General features: G+C 69.7%; 4 protein-coding genes and 1 pseudogene. All 5 read left to right on the forward strand.

Features of this window, described 5'->3' with window-relative positions; genetic code table 11:
* Positions 1–200: 200 nt before the first annotated feature.
* A pseudogene (locus E1285_RS43795) lies at positions 201–746 on the forward strand (tRNA (guanosine(37)-N1)-methyltransferase TrmD); the annotation flags it as partial.
* Positions 747–864: 118 nt separating this feature from the next.
* Positions 865–1,215, forward strand: a complete 351-nt coding sequence (gene rplS / locus E1285_RS43800) for a 50S ribosomal protein L19 (protein ID WP_132160813.1) — start codon at positions 865–867, stop codon at positions 1,213–1,215.
* A 234-nt stretch (positions 1,216–1,449) separates the two neighbouring features.
* Entirely contained in the window at positions 1,450–2,343 is an 894-nt protein-coding gene (gene lepB / locus E1285_RS43805) for a signal peptidase I (protein WP_243723472.1), read from the forward strand.
* Positions 2,344–2,412: 69 nt separating this feature from the next.
* Positions 2,413–3,138 (forward strand): ribonuclease HII, encoded by a 726-nt coding sequence (locus E1285_RS43810; RefSeq protein WP_132160815.1) that lies wholly within the window; start codon positions 2,413–2,415, stop codon positions 3,136–3,138.
* Positions 3,135–3,449: a DUF2469 domain-containing protein gene (locus E1285_RS43815; protein WP_132160816.1), complete on the forward strand. Its 315-nt coding sequence runs from the start codon at positions 3,135–3,137 to the stop codon at positions 3,447–3,449. The genes E1285_RS43810 and E1285_RS43815 overlap by 4 nt, the downstream gene beginning before the upstream one ends.
* Positions 3,450–3,785: the final 336 nt, after the last annotated feature.

Raw genomic sequence — 3,785 nt, forward strand, 5'->3', positions numbered from 1 at the left:
CCCCGGCTCCGGCCTCCCCGACCCCTGATTCTTCGGCTGCGGCTTCCCCGGCCCCTGGCTCTTCGGCTGCGGCCTCCCCGGGGCCGGACGCACAGGGATCGGCTTCGGCGGGTGGGGGTTGCTCGGATCAGGCGGCGCCGGCCGGTTCCCCGATGGGCGGCGAGGCGGCGTCCGCCGATGCGGGGCCGGCCGGGACGGTTCCGCAGCTGATCATTCCCACGCCGAGCGGGCGGCCGTTCACCCAGGCCGACGCGGCCCGGTACGCCGCCGAGCCCTGGCTCGTGTTCGCCTGCGGGCGCTATGAGGGCATCGACTCCCGCGTCGCCGAGGACGCCCGTACCCGCATGCCCGTGGACGAGGTCAGCCTCGGCGACTTCGTGCTCGCCGGCGGCGAGGTCGCCGTCCTGGTCATGGTCGAGGCGATCGGGCGTCTCCTGCCCGGCGTCCTCGGCAACGCGGACTCGGTCGCCGACGACTCCTTCGCCCCCGGTGCCATGGAGTCGCTGCTGGAGGGCCCCGTGTACACCAAGCCCCCGGTCTGGCGCGAGCGGCCCGTCCCGGACGTCCTGCTGTCGGGACACCACGGCGCGATCGCCCGCTGGCGGCGCGACGAGGCGCTGCGCCGCACCGCCCGCCACCGTCCCGAACTGCTCGCCCGCCTCGGCCCGGAGACCCTCGACAAGCGGGATCGCGCCGTGCTGCGCGAGGCCGGTTTTCCGGTTGACGGCGAAGATATGGCAGACTAAAGCGTCCGTGCGTCCAGACCGCACGGCACCCCACGACCATTCTCCGCGGCGCGACGCCCCCACGAAAGATCCACCGGGGCCTCTCGATGCCCGCGTTCGACCATGAGGAACCGCTGCGATGCACACCCTGATCCAGGAGATCGAGAAGGCCGCGATGCGCGCCGACGTCCCGGACTTCCGTCCGGGCGACACGCTGAAAGTGCACGTGCGCGTCACCGAAGGCAGCCGGAGCCGTATCCAGGTCTTCCAGGGCGTGGTGATCCGGCGTCAGGGCGGCGGCGCCCGGGAGACCTTCACCGTCCGCAAGGTCAGCTACAGCGTCGGCGTCGAGCGGACGTTCCCGATCAACAGCCCCTCCATCGACAAGATCGAGGTCGTCACCCGCGGCGACGTCCGCCGGGCCAAGCTCTACTACCTGCGCAACCTGCGCGGCAAGGCCGCGCGCATCAAGGAGAAGCGCGACCACTGAGCCCCGCTCATCCGCCGCCACGACCGCGAACTCACGTGCCTGCCGAGGATGAGAAGGACTCGTTGAGCCGATGAACCACGACGCCCCGGGAAACCGCCACGGTGACCGGGGCGTTGCCCGTTTCGGATGGCGGCCGCCGGCTCGCCCGCCGGCGACACGCCATCGGGAGGCGTCTCTCAGGCCCCGCGCCGCTAGGCTTTCGCTCTGATGACTGATGAGGACGATCGGAGAGACGTGCGATCCGAAGCCGAGGGCGCGGTGCCCGAAGAGAAGGAGCCCGTGGACTCGGCCGAGGAGACGGACGACGACTCCGAGGACAAGGGCAAGAAAAAGAAGAAGCAGGGCTCGTTCTGGAAAGAGCTGCCCATCCTCATCGTGGTCGCCGTGGTGCTGGCCCTCGTCATCAAGGCGTTCGCGGTCCAGGCGTTCTACATTCCGTCCGGTTCCATGGAGAACACCCTCCAGGTCGGCGACCGGGTCCTGGTCAACAAGCTCGTCTACCATTTCCGCGACGTTGAGCGCGGCGACGTCATCGTCTTCAACGGGCTCGACTCCTGGGACCCCGAGGTCCAGGTCGAGGAGCCCGGCAACCCCGTCTCCAAGGTGCTGCGCGCGATCGGCACGGCCTTCGGCGTCGCGCCCAACGAGAAGGACTACATCAAGCGCGTCATCGGCATCCCCGGCGACCGCGTCAAGTGCTGTGACGCGCAGGGCCGCATCACGGTCAACGGCGTCCCGCTGGACGAGGGTTCCTACCTCTACACCGACCCGATCACGCGCGAGCGGAACAAACCGTCCAACGATCCGTTCGACGTCACCGTGAAGCCGGGCCAGCTGTGGGTCATGGGCGACCATCGTGAACTCTCCTATGACTCGCGTTCCCACCGAGGCGACCCCGGCGGCGGCACCATCCCCGTCGACCGGGTCATCGGCCGCGCGGCCGTCATCGTCTGGCCCCTGGACCGCATCGACACACTCCCGATCCCCAACACCTTCGAGCAGAGCGGCCTCCAGAAGACCGCCGCCGCGGCTCTCCCGGCCACCCCCTACGCCCTGGGAGCCATCGGCGTACTCCCACTCGCCTACCTCCTGCGCCGCCGCCGCTTGAAACCGTCTGCAGTGGCGTGATCGGGGACATGACGGGAACGAGGGCGTTCGGGGAGCGGTGAGCGGTGGCGGGGACGTACGCTGCGTGGCATGAAGGGTCGTCCGCTCCGTTTCACGCCGCGTCGCGACGCGGGGATGCACGCCTTCGAGCGTGCGCTGGCACACGGCGGGCTGAGCCCCGTGGCCGGTGTCGACGAGGCCGGGCGGGGCGCGTGCGCGGGGCCGCTGGTCGTCGCGGCGGTGGTCCTCCAGGGCGGTCGGCGCAGGATCGACGGTCTCACCGACTCCAAACTCCTCACCCCCGCGCGCCGCGAGGAGCTGTACGCCGAGATCACCGAGTGCGCGCACGCGTGGAGCGCAGTGATCATCCCGTGCCATGACATCGACAGGATCGGTCTTCACCGCTGCAACGTCACGGGGATGCGGCGAGCCCTCGCCGCCCTGGACAGGCGGCCCGCCTACGTGCTCAGCGACGGGTTCCCGGTCCCCGGCCTGGACGTCCCCGGGCTCGCGATGATCAAGGGAGACCATGTCGCGGCCTGCGTGGCGGCGGCGTCGATCGTCGCGAAGGTCACCCGGGACCGGATCATGGTCGGCCTTCACGAGCGTTACCCGGAGTACGGGTTCGACCTCCACAAGGGGTACGTGACCCGTGCCCACGGCAGCGCGCTCGCCGTGCACGGACCTTGTCCAGAGCATCGGTTCTCCTACGTGAACGTCGGGCGTGCCTTGCGTAACAATGGAGAGGTGGACTTGGCAGAGGAGACCGAAGGGGAGGTCCCCGTCGAGGACAGCACGGAAGGGGCACGAGCGTGAGCGCGGAGGATCTCGAGAAGTACGAGACCGAGATGGAGCTGCAGCTCTATCGCGAGTACCGCGACGTCCTCGGGCTCTTCGGCTACGTCGTCGAGACCGAGCGCAGGTTCTACCTCACCAATTCCGTCGACCTCCAGGTGCGCGGCGCCGAGAACGGCGAGGTCTACTTCGAAGTCACGATGCAGGACGCCTGGGTCTGGGACATGTACCGCCCTGCCCGCTTCGTCAAGAACGTCCGTGTCGTCACGTTCAAGGACGTCAACATCGAAGAACTCTCCAAGAGCGACTTCGAGCTCCCCGCAGACCAGTGACCTCCTGACCCCGCCGCGATCTGACACCGCCGCGATGCGTCGAGGCGGCTCCGGCCCCGTGAAGCGCCTCGGCCACCCTCGCTGGCGGGTTTCCGCGTCGGCCCCCGCGGCGTCTGGGATGGCCGGGGTGTCGACGCCCGTGGAAGGGTTCGGGTCGTCGGCCGGTGGCGTCGGCCTGTGGGGCGGCGTATGACCTTGATGGGAGTCCTCCTGGGCAGGGCGGCTGGGCGGCGGTGAGTCAGGACGGCGAAGGGGCTGCCTGGGAGATCCCCTGGCGTCAGGCGGTGGTGGGATCAATCTGGCTCTTGTCGGGGGGCGGCTGGGGCTGGCCGGGAT

Source organism: Actinomadura sp. 7K507, from assembly GCF_004348425.1.
GTDB lineage: Bacteria > Actinomycetota > Actinomycetes > Streptosporangiales > Streptosporangiaceae > Spirillospora.

Coding starts and splice junctions, on each gene's coding strand:
- rplS (WP_132160813.1), top strand. CDS start 865: ATGCACACCCTGATCCAGGAGATCGAGAAGGCCGCGATGCGCGCCGAC.
- E1285_RS43810 (WP_132160815.1), top strand. CDS start 2,413: ATGAAGGGTCGTCCGCTCCGTTTCACGCCGCGTCGCGACGCGGGGATG.